The organism is Streptomyces sp. NPDC005281 (assembly GCF_040607495.1).
Taxonomy (GTDB): Bacteria; Actinomycetota; Actinomycetes; order Streptomycetales; family Streptomycetaceae; genus Streptomyces.
The window spans coordinates 175,703-193,980 of sequence record NZ_JBEXGX010000017.1 but is presented as its reverse complement, the minus strand read 5'-3'; the positions used below and the strand labels follow the sequence as shown (position 1 = coordinate 193,980).

The window sequence follows — 18,278 nt, the reverse complement described above, 5'->3', positions numbered from 1 at the left end:
ACCGGTCCGACCGGCCCGACGTCGGGCCGGCCTGGCCGGTCCGACCGACCCGACGTCCGACCGGCTTGACGGGCCCGGTCGCCTCACCGCCCCGACGGGGCAGACCCCCTCACCGACCAGACCGACCTGACGGGGCCAGGTGGGGGTTCCGCCGTGCTCCGTGCATGACGGGGTCCCGCGCATGACGGGGCCCCGCGCATGACGGGGTCCCGTGGACGACGGTGCCCCGCGCCCCGGACCACCCCCTCGGACACCGCGCCCCGCGCAAAACGGCCCCCCGGACCACAGCCATGCAAGCCCCACCCCGACCCACGGCGACTTCCGGCCGTTGTCACCCCGCACTTGTCATGTCCCTGGACGGAGTGCGGAATCCCGTGCTGTCATGCCAACTGCCGCCGATGACACCGTCGTACAGCTCTGACAACGATGTCATCGCCCGGGGCGGTCCCGGACCCGCCGTGCCCGGACGCGACGCGTTCCGCTCGTTCCCGTCCGGTTGCCCGGAAAGCCGGCCCCCCGCCCCGACCATGCATGAGGACAACGATGTCGATCACCCACCGGAGGTCTCCCGCATGAGATGGACCCGGCGCCTGCGTCTGTGCACGGCGGGGCTCGTGACAGCGTCCGCGCTGTTCGCCCTGCCCACCGCACAGGCCGCCGAGCCGCGCGACGGCCAACTCACCGATCTGGTCAATCCGTTCATCGGAACGCAGAACGAGGGCAACACCTACCCCGGCGCGGCCGTGCCCTTCGGCATGGTGCAGTTCTCGCCGGACACCGGCCACAACACCGGCTACGACCACTCCCAGAACCACGTCCGCGGCTTCTCCCTGGTCCATCTCTCGGGCGTCGGCTGCGGCCTCGGCGGCGACCTGCCCGTGCTGCCCACGACGGGGGACATCACCCGGACGGACGACGCCCAGTACGCGGAGGAGTTCAGCCACGAGACGGAGGAGGCCCACCCCGGCTTCTACCGGGCGGACCTGAAGTCCGGGATCGAGGCGGAGCTGACGGCCACCGCGCGCACGGGTGTGCAGCGGTACACCTTCCCGGCCACCGACAAGGCCAACGTGCTGCTGAACGCCGGTCAGTCGCTGCACAGGACGCTCGCCACGAAGGTCGAGATCCTGGACGACCGGACCGTCCGCACGGAGATCACCGGCAGCGGATTCTGCCAGGCCACCAAGCCCTACACGGTGTACACGATCACCCGCTTCGACCGCCCGTTCACCACCTCGGGCACCTGGAACGGCGACACGGTCACCGGCTCCAGCGAGGCGGCCGGCACCACGGGACGCACCGGGGCCTTCGTGCGCTTCGACACCACCAAGGACCGCACGGTCGAGGCGACCACCGCGCTGTCGTACGTGGACGCCCGCGGTGCGGCCGTCAACCTCCGCTCCGAGGGCGGCCGTTCCTTCGAGGAGGTGCGCGCCGCCGCCCGCAGTGCCTGGGAGGACCGGCTCGACGACGTACGCGCGAAGGGCGGCAGTGACACCCTGCGCCGCACCTTCTACTCGTCGCTCTACCGTTCCTTCCTCGCGCCCAACGTCGGCAGCGACGCCGACGGCCGCTACACCGGCTGGGACCAGCGGATCCACCGTGCCAAGGGATTCACGTACTACCAGAACTGGTCGCTGTGGGACACCTACCGCACCCAGTCGCAGCTGCTGGCCCTGCTCGCTCCGCGCGAGGCGCGCGACATGGCGATCTCCGTCCTCAGGATCTCCGAGGACAGCGGCTGGCTGCCCAAATGGGGCTACGGCACGGTCGAGACGAACATCATGACCGGCGATCCGGTCACCCCGTTCCTCACCAACGCCTACCAGCAGGGCCTGCTCAAGGGGTACGAGGAGCGGGTCTACCGCGCGCTGAAGAAGAACGCGGACGGTGTGCCGCCGGCCGACTCGCCCGCGGTGGGCCGCGAGGCCGCCAGGGAGTACATCGCGAACGGGTTCGCCCCCTACCTCAAGGGCCGCCCGCACACGAAGTCCGGCGACTCGGACTACGACCACGGCGCCTCCGTGACCCTGGAGTACGCCCTGTCGGACGCCGTGCTCGGCGAGATGGCGCGGGAGCTGGGCCACGACGAGGACGCGGCGCGCTACCTGGCGCGCTCCCAGAACTACCGCGCGATCCACGACCCCTCGACCGGCTTCTTCCGTGCCCGGGACGCCTCCGGGGCCTTCACCGGCCCCGTCGACCCGGCCCAGAGCGTCGGCTTCCACGAGGGAACGGCCTGGCAGTACCAGTGGCTCGTGCCGCAGGACCTGCCCGGCATGGTGGGCCTGATCGGCGGCAAGCAGGCCGCGAACGAGCGGCTCGACTCGTTCTTCGCCTACGGGCAGTTGCTGAAGGACCCGGCGAAGACCGCCCGCGAGGTCTGGGTCAACGGACCGTACGCCTACTACAACGCCGACAAGTACAACCCGCAGAACGAACCCGACCTGATCGCCCCGTACACCTACCTGTCCACCGGGCAGCCGTGGAAGACGACCGACGTCGTGCACGCGGCGCTGACCCTGTTCACCGACGCGCCGACCGGTATGACGGGCAACGACGACCTCGGCACCATGTCCGCCTGGAACGTGCTGTCGTCCATCGGGATCTTCCCGGTGCAGCCCGGCTACGACACGTGGGGCCTGTCCACGCCCGTCTTCGAGCGGGTCGACCTCACCCTCGACCGGCGCTACTACCCGCGCGGCGCCCTGACGGTCACGGCGCCGGGCACCTCGGACACCGACCGCTACATCCGGTCGGCCAGCCTCGACGGTTCGCCGTACGGCCGTACGTACCTGACGACCGGCACCCTGAAGGGGCTGAGGTCGCTCCGCTTCACGGTCGGCCCTGAGCCGTCCGAGTGGGGAACGTCGGCCTCGGCGGCACCCCCGGTCCTGAAGTGACGGCGCTCACGGTCCTGACGTGACACCCTGCCCGTCCTGAGACGAGCCGAGTCCCGTCCCTCCTCCGAGGGACGGGACTTAATCCGCTGTTAACTGTGCGTAACTTGCACGTACTTGACCGTAATCACCAGTCCGGGTTTGACTTCAGGTCCACCCGTCGTCGACGCGAGAGCAAGCCCTTGATCTCCGACCTCCTCGCACCACTCGACCTGGCGTTCTGGAACATCGAGTCCGACCGGCACCCGATGCACCTGGGAGCCCTGGGTGTCTTCGCCGCGCACTCGCCGACCGCGGGCGCCCACGCCGCGGACCTGCTCGCGGCCCGCGCCGCCGCCGTTCCGGGGCTGCGCATGCGCATCCGCGACGTGTGGCAGCCCACCGCACCGCTCGCCTTCGGCAGCGCGGCCCGCGAGCCCGCGCCCGACTTCGAGCCGCTGGACCACGTCCTGCTGCACAAGCCGACCGCCGACTTCCACTCCGAGGCCGGCCGGCTCATGGAACGCCCGCTGGAGCGCGGCCGGCCTCCCTGGGAGGCGCATGTGCTGCCCGGCGAGGACGGCACGTCCTTCGCGGTGCTCTTCAAGTTCCACCACGCGCTCGCAGACGGGCTCAGGGCGCTGATGCTCGCCGCCGCCATCATGGACCCGATGGACCTGCCGGAGCCCCGCCCGCGCCCCGCCGAGCCGCCCCGGGGGCTCTTCCCGGACGTCCGCAAGCTGCCCGGCCTGGTCCGCGGCACCCTTTCCGACATGGGCCGCGCCCTCGACATCGGGACCTCGGTGGCCCGCGCCACACTCGGCGTGCAGTCCTCGCCCGCCCTCACGTCCGCGCCCACCGGCACCCGGCGCACGGCCGGGGTGGTCATCGACCTCGACGAGGTGCACATCGTCCGCAAGACCGTCGGCGGCACCGTCAACGACGTCCTGATCGCCGTCGTCGCGGGTGCCCTGCGGCGCTGGCTCGACGAACGCGGCGACGGCAGCGAGGGAGTCTCCCCGCGTGCCCTGATCCCGGTCTCCCGGCGCCGGCCGCGCACGGCGCAGCCACAGGGGAACCGGCTCTCCGGCTATCTGATACGGCTTCCCGTCGACGATCCGGACCCGCTCGGCCGGCTCCGTGCCGTACGGACGGCGATGGACCGGAACAAGGACGCCGGACCCAACCGGGGCGCCGGCGCCGTCGCGCTGCTCGCCGACCATGTCCCGCCGCTCGGGCACCGGATCGGCGGGCCTGTCGTGGGCCAGGCGGCCCGGCTGCTGTTCGACATCCTCGTCACCAGTGTGCCGCTGCCCAGCCTCGGCCTGAAGCTCGGCGGCTGCCCGCTCGCCGAGGTCTATCCGTTCGCCCCGCTGGCTCGTGGCCAGGCTCTCGCGGTGGCCGTCTCGACCTACCGGGGGAAGGTCCACTACGGGCTCGTGGCCGACGCCGAGGCCGTTCCCGACCTTGATCTGCTGGCCCGTTCCCTGGCCGAGGAGGTGCGCGTACTGATCACCGCCTGCACGCCATGATCACAACGGGTTTGGTGCCGCGCGCGATTGGTCCGTAAAATTCCGCCTTCGAAAGCGAGCGCGGTTTCGAACGCGGCGCACAACCCGAGGAACGGCAGCGATGACGGTGACAGAGGACGGCCGGGCGACCCCCGCCGTGGACACGACAGATGTGGCGGCCGTCGCGTTCGGTCCCGGTATCGACCCCGAGCGACTGGCCGTATGCCTCGGCGTGCTCGACGAACTCGAGAAGATCGACGTCGACCACCCCGACGCCATCGCCGTGCGCCGCGCCACAGCCGGCGTCTACCGGACCGTGAAGCAGCGCCGCCGCCAGGAGCGCCGCGCGGCCAAGACGGCCCACGACAAGCAGGTCACCGAGTCCACCGCGACCGGCTCCGCCCAGCGCATCGACGACGAGACCGAGGGCATCCTGCCCTCGTCCGTGACCGAGGCCGGCCGGATCGCGGGGATACTCCAGCGGCCGCGCTCCTGCTACACCTGCAAGACGCGGTACGTCGAGGTCGACTACTTCTACCACCAGCTCTGCCAGGACTGCGCGGCCCTGAACCGCTCCCGCCGCGACGCCCGTACCGACCTCACCGGCAAGCGGGCCCTGCTCACCGGCGGCCGCGCCAAGATCGGCATGTACATCGCGCTGCGGCTGCTGCGTGACGGCGCGCACACCACCATCACCACGCGCTTCCCGAACGACGCGATCCGCCGCTTCAAGGCCATGGACGACTCGGCGGACTGGATCCACCGTCTGGAGGTCGTCGGCATCGACCTGCGCGACCCGGCCCAGGTCGTGGCGCTCGCCGAACGCGTCGCCGAGCAGGGTCCGCTCGACATCCTGATCAACAACGCCACCCAGACCGTACGCCGGCTGCCGTCCGCCTACGCCGCGCTCGTCGAGAGCGAGAGCGCCCCGCTGCCGGCCGGCGAGCTGCCCGCCCAGCACGTCATCGGCGCCTTCAACTCCGGCGCGGTCGACGGACTGACGGCGCTGCCCGTCGGCGTCTCCGGCCTCGACGCGCAGAAGGTGGCCGACCTCGCCCTGGTCGCCGGAAACGCCAGCGTGGTCCGGCACCGCGAGGGCACCGCCATCGACGCGGGCGGCCTGGTCCCCGACGTCGTCGACAGCAACACCTGGGTGCAGACCATCGAGCAGATTTCCCCGGTGGAGCTGCTGGAGACCCAGCTCTGCAACTACACGGCGCCGTTCATCCTGATCAGCCAGCTGCGGCCGCAGATGGCCGAGGCGGCCCGTACGGCGTCCACGGAGCGCGCGTACATCGTCAACGTCTCCGCGATGGAGGGCGTGTTCGGCCGCGGCTACAAGGGCGCGGGCCACCCGAACACGAACGCCGCGAAGGCCGCCATGAACATGGTGACGCGCACCAGCGCCCAGGAGATGTTCGACACGGACGGCATCCTGATGACCTCGGTCGACACCGGCTGGATCACCGACGAGCGCCCGCACTACGACAAGCTGCGCCTGGCCGACGAGGGCTTCCACGCCCCGCTCGACCTCGTCGACGGCGCGGCCCGCGTGTACGACCCGATCGTCCGCGGCGAGCTGGGCGAGGACCTGTACGGCGTCTTCATGAAGGACTACGCGCCCGGCAAGTGGTGAGCCTCCCGGCTACCCCTCGGACCCTCGCGCGTCGGGGGTCCGTCGCCGCAGCCGCTCGTGGACGGCGTGGGCGGGGGAACCCGGGTGGGCCGCCCTCACCCGGGTTCCCCCGTCGACCAGCAGGTCGGCGCCGGTGATCCAGCAGGCCGCGTCGGAGGCCAGCCAGGTCACGGCACGGGCGACGTCCTCGGGCCGTCCGATCCGGCCGAGCGGGAGCGAGGCGCCCAGTTCGTCCTCGGAGTCCTCCCACACGAAGCGGGCCATCTCGGTGCGGACGAGGCCGGGGGAGACCGAGTTGACCCGCACCTTGGGGGCCAGCTCGCCGGCCAGCTGCGTGGTGAGGTGGAGCAGGGCGGCCTTGCTGGTGCCGTACGCGCCGACCTGCGGGCCGACGTGTCCGGCGCCCTCCGTGCAGACGTTGACCACGGCCCCGCCGTGCTCGCCCATCCAGGCCCGCCAGGCGTACTGCACCAGCCGCAGCGGAGCCTCGACGTTGACGGTGAACGCCTCACGCCAGCGCTCCGGGTCGGCGTCCATGAGCGAGCCGTAGGGCTGGTTGGTCGCCGCGTTGTTGACCACGATGTCCAGCCGTCCGAAGGTGCGCAGCGCGAAGCCGGTCAGCTCGCTCAGATGCGCCCCGTCGGCGACGGAGCCCGCGAGGCCGATGCCGCCGACCTGTTCTGCGGCGCGCCGCACCGCGTCCGGGTCCCGCGCGCTCACACACACCCGGACACCCGCTCCGGCGAGCGCCTCGGCGACGGCGAGACCGATTCCGCGCGAGGCACCGGTGACGATGGCGGCCCTGCCCTCGAGTCCGTACGGCGGCGTCATCCGCGTACCGTCTCATGACGGACCGTCAGCTGACAGGCCTCTGCATCGACCGCTGCCGGGCATGGCGGGGTGAGTCCCCGCGGCGGACACGGCAGGGACGGCTCATGCGGCAGATGTGGCGGGTAGGGCAGCCGTGGCGAGCGGGGCGGGCGTGGGTCGTGCGGTGGTGCGTTTCAGTCCGAGGCTCCCAGTCGCGCGGAACGCTCCGCGACCAGCTCCAGCAGCGTGCGCCAGTCCTCCATGTCCCCGGCGTACAGGCCGGGGACCCTGCCGGCGTCGTCCGCCTGCCGCAGGATCACCGCGTCCTCGGCCAGCGGGTCGTGCTCGAAGGCCGCCGCCTCCCGCGGGGTCATCGGGTTCCCCGGAGCTGCCGGGGGGCGCGTGTCCCGCGGGGACGGCCCGGGACCCGGCGAGGTGGCCGCCAGATAGCGCTCCGCCGCCACGTGCAGGCGTACGAGACCGGAGACCCGCTCGCCGAGGAGCGGCCGTACCGCGTCGGCGGCGCGGTCGGCGTGCCTGGCGTCGTCACCCGGCCCGAGCAGATGCCCGAGGTCGTGCACCAGGCCCGCGACCTGGAGCTCCTTGTCGCTGGGATGACCCCGGCGCAGCAGCGCGGCGGTCTGGAGGGCGTGGTCGTGCAGATCGACCGGGTCGCCGGCGGGCGTTCCCCCGTTCGGGCGAAACCGGGAGCGGGAGAGTTCCGGGGTGTCCCGGACGCCCCGGCAGGCGTGCAGCAGATCCATCAGCTCCTCGACGCTGCGCAGCTCCATGCGTCGGTCCTCCCGCGAGAAAAGCCGTTGCCGTGCGACAGCAGAGCATGGACTCCTTGCGAACCGGCCAACGGGACCTGAACTGCGTGGCGTCCTGGGCACCGGATGCGCCGACGGCCGTCGGCCGATGGTGGCGCAGTCCTGCCCGTGACCGGCCCCGACGCCCCCGCCCAGGGGCGATATTGAGCCGAATGGGTGGTCGCGAATTGGGCATCATGTTTCAAATCGCCGCAGATCGAGGCCTGATGGGTCCTGAAAGACGTGTGACAGTAACCTCACGTTTTCAGCCCCATAGAGCAGGGGGCCGCTCATTTGGTTAGGCTGTAGGCCGACGGACAGACTTACTGGGGTCCACCCACACCCACGGTCCGTCCCGGGACACGCCGGTCACCACGGCTTGCTCTCACACGAGTTACCGGCGCCACCGCGTCCCTAACTGCTTCGACTCAGACCCGAGCGGGCGTCAGGCGACCCGAAAGCACCGGGCCCTAACGTCCCGAGGGTGACCCGACACATAAGGAGTGCGCGGTGACACCAGAGAAGACGAATCGCGATCACGGTCCCAAGGAACGCACGGAGCGCCGCGGTGGGTCCGACACCAAACTCGGAAGCCTGGACGTGTGGGCCAGGTCAGCTCCCATCCGCCTCGCGGGCTACGAGGACGACCTCGCCGAGCCCCATATCCTGCCCAGCGTCGACTGACCGACACCGGGGAGCAGGCGGGACCGGCGACGGCACGTGAGTGCCGGACCCGCGCTCATACCGAGCGGAAGCCGCGGCCGAAGACCGGCCGCGGCTTCGGCGTGTGCCACCGCGTCAAGGCCGGACGACGGCCTCCGGCCCGGCGCCACGCGCCCCGGCCGGCCCGCGACGCCCTCCGGCCGTACGCCACCCCTCAGCCGAGCGGCGCCGTACGCCGCCACGGGTGCAGTACCTCAAGCTGCCCGGCCACATCGAGCAGAGCCGCCTCCGAGCCGGGCAGACCGACGAGCTGCACGGCACACGGGGCGCCGTTCGGCAGCTTTCCGAACGGAACCGACATCGCCGGCCAGCCGGTGAGGTTCCAGGGCGGGGTCATCGGCGAGTAGTTGGTGTTGGCCAGCACGTTGCGCAGCCAGCCCCGCTTGTGCCAGTCGACGGAGGCGGGACTGCGCCGTGCGAGCGCCGGTGTGAGGAGCACGTCGTGCTCCGCGAAGAACGCGGCCAGCCGTCCGCGCAGCTGCTCGCGCCGTTCCCCCTTGCGCGCGCCCGTCACGAAGCGGCGCCCGACAGCGGCGTGCACGCGCGTGCGCCGGGCCAGCCTGCGCGGGTCGAGCTCCTCGGCGTCGACCGCCGTGCCCGCCGTCCAGTGCGCGAGCGAGGTCGTGCTCAGCCACAGCGGGTACGGCGGGTTCGCGGTCCGCACCCGGTGGCCCGCCTCGGCCAGCAGGGCGGCGGCCTCCCGGGCCGCGTTCGTATACGGACGCGTGACGTGGATTCCGGCCAGCGGGCTGCGTACCGAGACGGCGATCCTGCGGGTGGCGGGCTCCGCGGGCGGCGCGGGGTCGATGTCGGCGAGGAGGGCGTACATCAGCCGGGCGTCCTCGACCGTCGTGGCCAGCGGGCCGTTCTCCGACATGCCGAACCAGTCGCCGTGACCGATCCCGGCGGGGATCACCCCGTGGCCCGGCTTCAGGGTGACCAGACCGCAGTTGGCGGCGGGGATGCGCAGTGAGCCCATGCCGTCGTTGCCGAGCGCGATCGGCACCATCGCGGCGGCGACCGCCGCGGCGCTGCCACCCGAGGAGCCGCCCGCGGTGCGGGACAGGTCCCAGGGGTTGCGGGCGTTGCCGTACACGCCCTCCGTGGTGCCGAAGACGCAGAGTTCGGGCACGTTCGTCAGGCCCACGACGACGGCGCCCGCCGCGCGCAGCCGGGCCACCGTGACGTGATCCTCGGCGGCGGGCGCGTCCGGGGTCGCGGCGGAACCGTTGCGGTTCGACTCGCCGCGCACCGCGAGGTTGTCCTTGACCGCCACCGGCACTCCCGCCAGGGGTAGCCGGCCGAGGTCCCTGCCGGCGAGCTCGTCGGCCTCCGCGAGGGCGGCCTCGGCGCGGACCGTGCGGAAGGCGCCGACGCGCCCGTCGAGGCGTTCGATCCGCGCGAGGTGTTCGGCCACCACCTCGCGGGGGGTGACCTTCTTCTCGCGTACGGCTGCGGCGATCTCGGTGGCGGTCCGGCCGGCCCAGGTGGTCACGGGCGCTCCTCACTCGTGTCGTACTGGTGAGTAGTTACGGGGAGCACTCTGCCCGCAGCCGGGGCGCCACGTCGAGAGTGCGCGGCACGGGACCTTTGGACCCGTGAACCGGGACAGGGGGCCTTCGGCCCGGTCTCGCGGGCCACCTCCGTCCGACCGAAGCGTGTCCGAGGCTGTACGCGGGCCGGTGGATGGGGAGATCCTCGGGACCGAGCACCGCCCCGCACCCGGCCATGGACCCGCTGTCGCCGACGGAAAGGCCCGCCGTGCCCCCGACTCCCGCCCGCGTCGTCTCGCTCGACACCCACGACATCCGCTTCCCCACCTCGCGCGAGCTCGACGGCTCGGACGCGATGAATCCGGACCCCGACTACTCGGCCGCGTACGTCGTGCTGCGCACCGACGCCGCCGACGGGGCCGAGGGGCACGGCTTCGCCTTCACCATCGGGCGGGGCAACGACGTCCAGGTCGCGGCGATCGAGGCGCTGCGGGGACACGTCGTCGGACGGCCGCTCGACGAGCTGTGCGCCGACCCCGGCTCCCTGTCCCGGGACCTCGTCGGCGACAGCCAACTGCGCTGGCTCGGACCCGAGAAGGGCGTGATGCACATGGCGATCGGCGCCGTCGTCAACGCCGTGTGGGACCTGGCGGCCAGACGGGCGGGCCGGCCGCTGTGGCAGCTGCTCGCCGAGGCCGACCCCGAATGGCTCGTCGGCCAGGTCGACTTCCGCTACCTCACGGACGCGCTGACGCCCGAAGAGGCACTGGAACTGCTGCGCCGGGGCAGGGAAGGAGCCGGGGCACGCGCCGCGGCCCTGCGCGCCCGGGGCTACCCCGCGTACACGACCTCACCCGGGTGGCTCGGCTACGGCGACGAGAAGCTCACGCGTCTGGCCGTCGAGGCCGTCGCCGGGGGATTCAGGCAGATCAAGCTGAAGGTGGGCGCGGACCTGGAGGACGACCTTCGCCGTTGCCGCGCCGCCCGTGCCGCGGTGGGCCCGGACATCCGTATCGCCGTCGACGCCAACCAGCGCTGGGACGTGGACGAGGCGATCACCTGGACCAAGGCCCTCGCCGAGTTCCGGCCGTACTGGATAGAGGAGCCGACCAGCCCCGACGACATCCTCGGCCACGCCGCCGTGCGCCGGGCCGTCGCCCCCGTCAAGGTCGCCACCGGCGAACACGTCCACAACCGCGTCGTCTTCAAGCAGCTCCTCCAGGCGGGTTCCATCGACATCCTCCAGATCGACGCGGCACGGGTCGGCGGCGTCAACGAGAATCTCGCCATCCTGCTCCTCGCCGCCAAGTTCGGCGTCCCGGTCTGCCCGCACGCCGGAGGAGTGGGCCTGTGCGAACTCGTCCAGCACCTCTCGATGTTCGACTTCGTCGCCCTGTCCGGCACCACCGACGACCGCGTCATCGAGTACGTCGGCCATCTGCACGACCACTTCACCGACCCGGTGGTGATCCGTGACGGCCACTACACCGCGCCCACCGCGCCGGGCTTCTCCGCCGCGATGCGGCCCGAGTCCGTAGCGGAGTTCACCTATCCCGGCGGTCTCTTCTGGGCCGCCGACCTCGCCTCGCGGAACGCCGACGACCCGAAGGGAAACGCCGTATGACGGACACTCAGGAATTCGAGGGGCTCAAGGCGCTGGTGACCGGGGGAGCCTCCGGGATCGGCAGGGCCACGGCCGAACTCCTTTCCGCCCGTGGCGCCCGGGTCGCCGTCCTCGACCGTGACCCGTCGTCCGTGAGCGGACCGCTGACCGGCCACCGGGCGGACGTCACCGACGACGTCTCCGTGCGCGCGGCCGTGGCCGCCGCGGTCGCGGACCTGGGCGGCCTCGACATCCTGATCAACAACGCGGGTATCGGCGCCCGCGGCACTATCGAGGACAACGACGACGCGGAATGGCACCGGGTCCTGGACGTCAATCTCCTCGGCATCGTGCGGACGACCCGCGCCGCCCTGCCCCATCTGCGGGAATCCGCCCACGCGGCCGTCGTGAACACCTGCTCCGTCGCCGCCACGGCGGGACTGCCCCAGCGGGCGCTGTACTCGGCCTCCAAAGGCGCCGTCCTCGCCCTCACCCTCGCCATGGCCGCCGACCACGTGCGTGAGGGCGTCCGCGTCAACTGCGTCAACCCCGGTACGGTGGACACCCCTTGGATCGGCCGTCTCCTGGACGCCGCTCCCGATCCGGCCGCCGAGCGCGCCGCGCTGGAGGCCCGCCAGCCCACCGGCCGTCTGGTGTCGGCACCGGAAGTCGCCGCCGCCATCGCCTACCTGGCGAGCCCGCTCTCCGGATCCACCACCGGCACCGCGCTCGCGGTGGACGGCGGGATGCAGGGGCTGCGGCCGCGCCCGGCGGTCCGGTGAACTCCCTCGGCGCCAGTGGCGTCCCCGTCAGCGCCCTGTCCTTCGGCGCCGCCGGTATCGGCAACCTGTACACCGAGGTCACCGACGAGCAGGCGTACGAGGCGGTCCGCGCCGCCTGGACGAGCGGCATCCGCTACTTCGACACGGCCCCGCACTACGGACTCGGGCTGTCCGAACGGCGCCTGGGCGCGGCCCTGCGGGACCTGCCCCGCGCGCAGTACACCGTGTCGACCAAGGTGGGCCGCCTCCTGGAACCGGTGGACGCCGGCGGCGACGACCTGGCCGACGGCTTCGCGGTGCCCGCCACACACCGTCGCGTCTGGGACTTCAGCGCCGACGGTGTACGACGGAGCCTGGACGCCAGCCTCGAACGGCTCGGCCTCGACAGCGTCGACGTCGTCTACCTCCACGACCCCGACGACCACGCCGAACAGGCTTTCCGCGAGGGCCTTCCCGCACTGGCGGAGCTGCGCTCGCAGGGCGTGGTGCGCGCGATCGGCGTGGGCATGAACCAGACGCGGATGCTGACCCGGTTCGTCCGCGAGACCGAGATCGACGTGGTGCTGTGCGCGGGCCGCTACACCCTCCTGGACCACGGCGCTCTCACCGGACTGCTGCCCGCCGCCCGGGAGCGGGGCACCTCCGTCGTCATCGGCGGCGCCTTCAACTCCGGTCTGCTGGCCGACCCGAGGCCCGGAGCGACGTACGACTACTCCGTCGCGCCCGGCGAGCTCCTGGACCGCGCCCTGCGCCTCAAGGAGATCGCGGACCGCCACGGGACCAGCCTGCGCACCGCCGCCCTGGCCTTCCCTGCCGCGCACCCGGCCGTCGCCGGAGTCCTCGCCGGTGCCCGCTCGGCGGCCGAAGTCCGCGACTGTGCCGAGCGGTTCGCCACACCGGTACCCCCCGACTTCTGGCGGGAACTGCGAGCCGAGGGCCTGCTCCCCGCCACCGCACCCCTCCCCGCCCCGGGGCAGATGTGACAGCCGACGCCCACCACCACGTCATGCTCGCGGGCGGACAGCGCCCTCCAGCCGGGTCGGCGGGAGGAAGTCACGTACATAGGTCCGGTGCCAGCAGGCGCCCGTCTCGCGCAGCTCGCGCCAGGTCGTGTACCGGTAGCGGAAGAGACGGGCGCGGATGTAGCGGGGCGGTGTCCCGGCGGGGAACGGGGAGCGGCGCAGCAGCCGCAGTGTGTCGCGGTCGTTCTCCAGGAGCCGTTCCACCAGACCCGAGAACCATGTGCCGGCGTACCCGGGAGACAGCGCCACGAACCACATCAGCCAGTCGAGCCGCAGATGGTAGGGAGCGAACTGGCGCGGCCAGTACCGCGGATCACCGGGCTTGCCCTTGAACTCGTACTCCCGCCAGTCCGCGTCCTCGCGCGGCACCTCGTCCGCCGTGCCCTCGACGATCACTTCGTGTCGCATCCTGCTGACACTGCCGAACGCCCCGTAGGTGTTCACCAGATGGAGTGGGTCGAAGGACCGGTTCATGACCTGCCGCCGCGAGACCAGATTGCGGGCCGGCCGATAACTGAGCGCCACCAGACATGCGGCCACCACCAGCACGACCACCTCGTACCACACCGGCGCGGCGGGAGTCCGCGGCGCGGTGCCGGGCAGTTCGGTCACGCTCAGGGCGAGCACGATCGTCGTCCAGTTCAGCCAGGCGAAGTTGCCGGAGAGGACCAGCCACAGCTGGGTCAAGACCATCAGCGAGGCCGCGGCCGTCGCGATCGGCTGCGGGGTGAACAGCAGCACCGGAATCACGAGTTGGGTGAAGTGGTTCGCGGCCACCTCGACGCGGTGGAACGGCCGGGGCAGATGGTGGAAGAACCAGCTCAGCGGACCCGGCATCGGCTGGGTCTCGTGGTGGTAGTAGAGGCAGGTCAGCTTCCGCCAGCAGGCGTCGCCGCGCATCTTGATCAGTCCCGCCCCGAACTCCACCCGGAACAGCACCCAGCGCATCAGGAACAGCACGACGACCGGTGGCGCCACCTCGTCGTTGCCGAGGAACACCGCGAGGAAGCCCACCTCCAGCAGCAGCGACTCCCAGCCGAACGCGTACCAGGTCTGGCCGACGTTGACGACCGACAGGTACAGGACCCACGGCACGAACCACAGCAGCATCGCGCCCCACAGCGGCAGCCACCCGTCGAGCCCGGCCGCCAGCGCCACCGACACCGCGCAGCCCGTCCAGCACCAGGCGGCGAAGAAGCGGTCCGAGTAGCGCCAGTGGAACACGCTCGGCGCGTCCCGGAACGCGACCTGCCGTACGAAGCGGGGCACGGGCAGCATCCCGCGTTCCCCGGTCAGCGCACGGAACTGGAGGGCCGCGCCCAGGAACGCGACCAGATAGAGCACGGCCAGCCCGCGCTGGAACACCAGCCGGCTCAGCCAGTAGCCGGGTGCGACGAACCACTCCATGGCGCGGGCTCCTCTCTCTTCCATTGTTACGCTGGGTGACCGTTTTCCGCTTGCGTGCGCCAAGAGAGTGACGCAGAGAATGAGGCACCAACTGCCCGGGACGAACGGGAGAGACGTGGTGCACATACCCACCAGGACCTTCGCCGCGGCCTGCGCGCTCGCGGCCGCGCTCCTTGTCGTCGCGGGCTGTGGCGGCGGTGGCGGGGACACGGCGCCGAACGGATCCACCGGCGGCGAGGTGGTCCTCCAGCCCCTCGCGGACCGGGGGCCCGACCCCTTCACGGCGCCCACCGACACCACCCCCGCGACCCGGGCGCCCGTCACCCGAACGCCGCAGCCTTCGGCCACCGGCACGCGGGGCGTGCGCTCCGTCTCGGGCGCCACCCCGGGCCTGTACGGCGGCACCCGCAACACCGGCAGCTGCGATGTCGGGAGACAGATCCGCTACCTCGCCGCCGACCGGGCCAGGGCCCGCGCCTTCGCCGAACTCTCCGGCATCTCCCCGGGGTCCGTCCCCGACTATCTGCGGCAGCTGACCCCGGTCGTGCTCCGCGCCGACACCGGCGTCACGGACCACGGATTCGCCGCCGGACAGGCGACCGGCTTCCAGGCCGTGCTCCAGGCAGGTACGGCCGTCCTCGTCGACGACCGGGGCGTGCCCCGGGTCCGCTGCGCCTGCGGCAACCCGCTCGGCCGGCCCACCGTCATCGACGGGAACCCTGACACCCGGGGCAGGCCCTGGAGCGGATACCGGCCCGCCCAGGTCGTCATCGTTACGCCGGCTCCCGAAGTCATCACCGACATCACGATCCTCGACGTCGGCGACAGCACCTGGATCGAGCGGCCGGTCGGGTACGAGGGCCACCGCCACGACCACGTCGTACCGCCGCCCGAGAGCCCGACCCCGAAGCCCCACGACTCCGGTTCCGCGCACGAGCCCACCGCAGGCACCTCGCCGGGCGGCCGGAGTCCCTCCCCGGACGCCTCGGCCCCCGACTGCCTCACGCCGACCGGGACGGTGCCCCCGGTGCCGGGCACCGGCGACGGCACCCCTGGCGAGAGCGCCGGGCCCGGCACCGCGCCCACCGCCGCCCCGACGGACGGCGCCGCCATGGATGTGGCCGCGCCGGGCCGCCCGGCGAGCCCGAGCGCCGAGCCCTCGCACTGCCCCAGGGCCACGGTCACGGCGTCGCCGACGACGGAGCCCGGCACCACCCCGGCACCCTCGGACGGCACCACGGCGCCGCGGACCGACCCGGCCGCCCCCGGCCGCTCCGGCTCCCCGGATCCGCGGGCACCCTCCGGCGATCCGGGCACGCCGACCGAGGACCCCGCCCCGGACAGCCCCGACGCACCGGACGGCGGGCTGATCCCGGACGGGCCGACCGGACCGGACAGCGTCTTCGACGTCTCGGCCGACGCTCCCGGCACATGAACGCCCTCGCGTCCCGTGGGGCCGGAAACAGGCTTCCCAGAAGTCGAACAATCGGGCAAATGCTGGCATGGTGGCCCCATGGTTGATCGGGGAGCGAGCGCCCTGTCACTCCCGGACGACTGGCCCGCCCACCCGGATCCGATCCTGGCGCTCAACCGCATGGGCAGCTTCGACTGGGACCTGGACACCGGTCTGATGCAGATGGACGCCCAGGCCCACGAGGTCTTCGACGTGCGCCCGGACGAATACGACGCGCACCCCGCCACCCTCGCCATGCGCGTCCCGCCGGCCGAGTCGCGCCGGCTCGACACGCTGGTCTCCCACGCCCTCAAGGACGGCAGCGAGAACTACGGCGCCTACTTCCGCATCCGCCGCCGCGACGGCGCACTGCGCTGGACCCACACCCAGGGCTACATCCGCCGCGACGAGAACGGCCGGCCGCGCCGCATCATCGGCATCGTCCGCGACGCCACGGCGGAGCTCGACGAGGGCGTGGCACGCCGTGAACAGGCCGCCCAGCACGAGGTACGGCGCCAGCAGACCAGCGTCGTCCAGCTGACCACCGCCGCGCTGGCCCACGCCGTCACCGTGCAGGACGTCATCGACGTGCTCCAGGACACCCACGGCCTGACCCACCTCGGAGCGGCCAGCCTCGTCATGGGGCTGGTGGAGGCCGGCCGCATCCGCATGGTCGCCACGGGACCCGTGGACAGCTACGTCCCCGGCACCCGCGTCACACGCCTGGACGCCCAGTACCCGATGAACGAGGTCGTACGGACCCTCGTACCGCACTTCATCGAGTCGCCGGAGGAGTTCGCCGAGTCGTACCCGCTGCTGTGGCCGAACATCACCGACCTGAACATCACCTCGGCCGCCTATCTGCCGCTCATCGTGCAGGCCCGTCCCATCGGCGCGATCGGCCTGCTCTACAACGACCGGCACGGCTTCTCGGAGGACGAGCGCAACGTCCTCGTCGCGCTCGGCAGCAGCATCGCCCAGAGCCTCCAGCGGGCCATGTTCTTCGAGCAGGAGAAGGACCTCGCCCAGGGGCTCCAGCAGGCCATGCTGCCGCGCTCCATCCCCAGCGTGAGCGGCGCCGACATCGCCGTCCGCTACCGCTCCGCCTCGCTCGGCCGCGACATCGGCGGCGACTGGTACGACCTGATCCCGCTGCCCGGCGGACGCGTCGGCGCCGTCATCGGCGACGTCCAGGGCCACGACACCCACGCGGCCGCCGTCATGGGCCAGCTGCGCATCGTCCTGCGCGCCTACGCGGCCGAGGGCCACACCCCGGCCACGGTGATGGCCCGCGCCTCGGTCTTCCTCCACGAACTCGACACCGACCGCTTCGCGACCTGCCTGTACGCGGAGATCGACCTGTCCACCGGAGTGACCCAGATGGTCCGGGCCGGACACATCGACCCGCTCGTCCGCCACACCGACCGGACCTGCCGCCGGCTGCCCCTCGAAGGCGGCCTGCCGCTCGGCCTCTCCGCGGAGTTCGGGCGCCTCGAATACCCGGTCGCCACCGTCGAACTCGACCCCGGCGAGACCCTGCTGCTGTGCACCGACGGACTCGTCGAGGAGCCGGGTGTCGACCTCGACGAGGGGGTGCGCATCCTCGGGGAACTCATCCGCGGCGGCCCGGACGACGTCAGCGACCTCGCCGACCGGCTCATCGACATGGCCGAGGACCGCGGCGGCGACGACGACGTGGCCCTGCTGCTCCTGCGCCGCCACGGTCTGATCGACCAGCGCGTGGGCGGACGTCTCCAGCAGCATGTGGCCCCCGGCGACCCGGAGGCGCTCAGCGAGGCCCGCCACATGATCCGGGCCGCCGTCGGCGCGTGGGGAGCCCGCGACCGGGCCGACGAGATCGAGCTGGTCGCCGACGAACTGATCACCAACGCCCTCATGCACACCGAGGGGTCGGCCATCGTCACCCTGCGCGTCCTGGCCGGATCCGACCGCAGGCTGCGCGTCGAGGTCGAGGACTCCTCCAGCGCGCTGCCGCGCCGCCGCGAGGCGGGCGAGTCCGGTGTCTCGGGCCGCGGACTGCTGCTCGTCGACCGCCTCACCGACGTCTGGGGAGTCGAGGCGCGCGGCGGCGGCAAATGCGTGTGGTGCGAGTTCATGGTCGGCGAACGGAGCTGATTCCCGGCGCCGTC

13 protein-coding genes are annotated in these 18,278 nt (G+C 72.3%); 9 read left to right on the top strand and 4 right to left on the bottom strand.

Annotation, left to right across the window (positions count from 1 at the left end; translation table 11 throughout):
• Positions 1-572 precede the first annotated feature (572 nt).
• The 3 genes from ABZV42_RS24340 to ABZV42_RS24330 all read left to right on the top strand — a co-directional run bounded on the left by ABZV42_RS24340 (position 573) and on the right by ABZV42_RS24330 (position 6,026).
• Positions 573-2,903: a GH92 family glycosyl hydrolase gene (locus ABZV42_RS24340; protein WP_356053570.1), complete on the top strand. Its 2,331-nt coding sequence runs from the start codon at positions 573-575 to the stop codon at positions 2,901-2,903.
• 179 nt (positions 2,904-3,082) lie between these two features.
• A complete protein-coding gene (locus ABZV42_RS24335) occupies positions 3,083-4,411 on the top strand; it encodes a wax ester/triacylglycerol synthase family O-acyltransferase (protein WP_356053569.1) in 1,329 nt (442 codons plus the stop codon).
• 100 nt (positions 4,412-4,511) lie between these two features.
• On the top strand, positions 4,512-6,026 hold the full coding sequence (locus ABZV42_RS24330; protein WP_355984791.1) for an SDR family NAD(P)-dependent oxidoreductase: 1,515 nt from the start codon (positions 4,512-4,514) through the stop codon (positions 6,024-6,026).
• Between the two features lie 9 nt (positions 6,027-6,035).
• On the opposite strand, the gene ABZV42_RS24325 is transcribed toward ABZV42_RS24330, so the two are convergent.
• The gene (locus ABZV42_RS24325) at positions 6,036-6,857 is read right to left on the bottom strand and encodes an SDR family oxidoreductase (RefSeq protein ID WP_356053568.1); all 822 of its coding nucleotides are present in this window, start codon (positions 6,855-6,857) and stop codon (positions 6,036-6,038) included.
• A 173-nt stretch (positions 6,858-7,030) separates the two neighbouring features.
• Entirely contained in the window at positions 7,031-7,627 is a 597-nt protein-coding gene (locus ABZV42_RS24320) for a metal-dependent phosphohydrolase (RefSeq protein ID WP_355984788.1), read from the bottom strand.
• A gap of 528 nt (positions 7,628-8,155) precedes the next feature.
• Between ABZV42_RS24320 and ABZV42_RS24315 the strand changes: the two genes are divergently transcribed.
• A complete protein-coding gene (locus tag ABZV42_RS24315; RefSeq protein WP_355984786.1) occupies positions 8,156-8,329 on the top strand; it encodes a hypothetical protein in 174 nt (57 codons plus the stop codon).
• A gap of 193 nt (positions 8,330-8,522) precedes the next feature.
• On the opposite strand, the gene ABZV42_RS24310 is transcribed toward ABZV42_RS24315, so the two are convergent.
• Entirely contained in the window at positions 8,523-9,863 is a 1,341-nt protein-coding gene (locus ABZV42_RS24310) for an amidase family protein (RefSeq protein WP_356053567.1), read from the bottom strand.
• Between the two features lie 266 nt (positions 9,864-10,129).
• Here ABZV42_RS24310 and ABZV42_RS24305 point away from each other — a divergent pair, with 266 nt between their 5' ends.
• From ABZV42_RS24305 to ABZV42_RS24295, 3 genes are read left to right on the top strand one after another with little or no spacing between them, the layout of a single operon-like run.
• Positions 10,130-11,485: an enolase C-terminal domain-like protein gene (locus ABZV42_RS24305; RefSeq protein ID WP_355984783.1), complete on the top strand. Its 1,356-nt coding sequence runs from the start codon at positions 10,130-10,132 to the stop codon at positions 11,483-11,485.
• A complete protein-coding gene (locus ABZV42_RS24300; RefSeq protein ID WP_356053566.1) occupies positions 11,482-12,246 on the top strand; it encodes an SDR family oxidoreductase in 765 nt (254 codons plus the stop codon). The genes ABZV42_RS24305 and ABZV42_RS24300 overlap by 4 nt, the downstream gene beginning before the upstream one ends.
• A complete protein-coding gene (locus ABZV42_RS24295; RefSeq protein ID WP_355984778.1) occupies positions 12,243-13,229 on the top strand; it encodes an aldo/keto reductase in 987 nt (328 codons plus the stop codon). The genes ABZV42_RS24300 and ABZV42_RS24295 overlap by 4 nt, the downstream gene beginning before the upstream one ends.
• Positions 13,230-13,250: 21 nt before the next feature.
• Here the strand turns inward: ABZV42_RS24295 and ABZV42_RS24290 are convergent, their stop codons facing one another.
• The gene (locus ABZV42_RS24290; RefSeq protein ID WP_355984776.1) at positions 13,251-14,675 is read right to left on the bottom strand and encodes a lipase maturation factor family protein; all 1,425 of its coding nucleotides are present in this window, start codon (positions 14,673-14,675) and stop codon (positions 13,251-13,253) included.
• A gap of 115 nt (positions 14,676-14,790) precedes the next feature.
• Between ABZV42_RS24290 and ABZV42_RS24285 the strand changes: the two genes are divergently transcribed.
• Positions 14,791-16,110, top strand: a complete 1,320-nt coding sequence (locus ABZV42_RS24285) for a DUF6777 domain-containing protein (RefSeq protein WP_355984773.1) — start codon at positions 14,791-14,793, stop codon at positions 16,108-16,110.
• A gap of 78 nt (positions 16,111-16,188) precedes the next feature.
• A complete protein-coding gene (locus ABZV42_RS24280) occupies positions 16,189-18,264 on the top strand; it encodes a SpoIIE family protein phosphatase (protein ID WP_355984771.1) in 2,076 nt (691 codons plus the stop codon).
• Positions 18,265-18,278 lie beyond the last annotated feature (14 nt).

Coding starts and splice junctions, on each gene's coding strand:
- ABZV42_RS24340 (WP_356053570.1), top strand. CDS start 573: ATGAGATGGACCCGGCGCCTGCGTCTGTGCACGGCGGGGCTCGTGACA.
- ABZV42_RS24330 (WP_355984791.1), top strand. CDS start 4,512: ATGACGGTGACAGAGGACGGCCGGGCGACCCCCGCCGTGGACACGACA.
- ABZV42_RS24325 (WP_356053568.1), bottom strand. CDS start 6,857: ATGACGCCGCCGTACGGACTCGAGGGCAGGGCCGCCATCGTCACCGGT.
- ABZV42_RS24320 (WP_355984788.1), bottom strand. CDS start 7,627: ATGGAGCTGCGCAGCGTCGAGGAGCTGATGGATCTGCTGCACGCCTGC.
- ABZV42_RS24300 (WP_356053566.1), top strand. CDS start 11,482: ATGACGGACACTCAGGAATTCGAGGGGCTCAAGGCGCTGGTGACCGGG.
- ABZV42_RS24290 (WP_355984776.1), bottom strand. CDS start 14,675: ATGGAGTGGTTCGTCGCACCCGGCTACTGGCTGAGCCGGCTGGTGTTC.
- ABZV42_RS24280 (WP_355984771.1), top strand. CDS start 16,189: ATGGTTGATCGGGGAGCGAGCGCCCTGTCACTCCCGGACGACTGGCCC.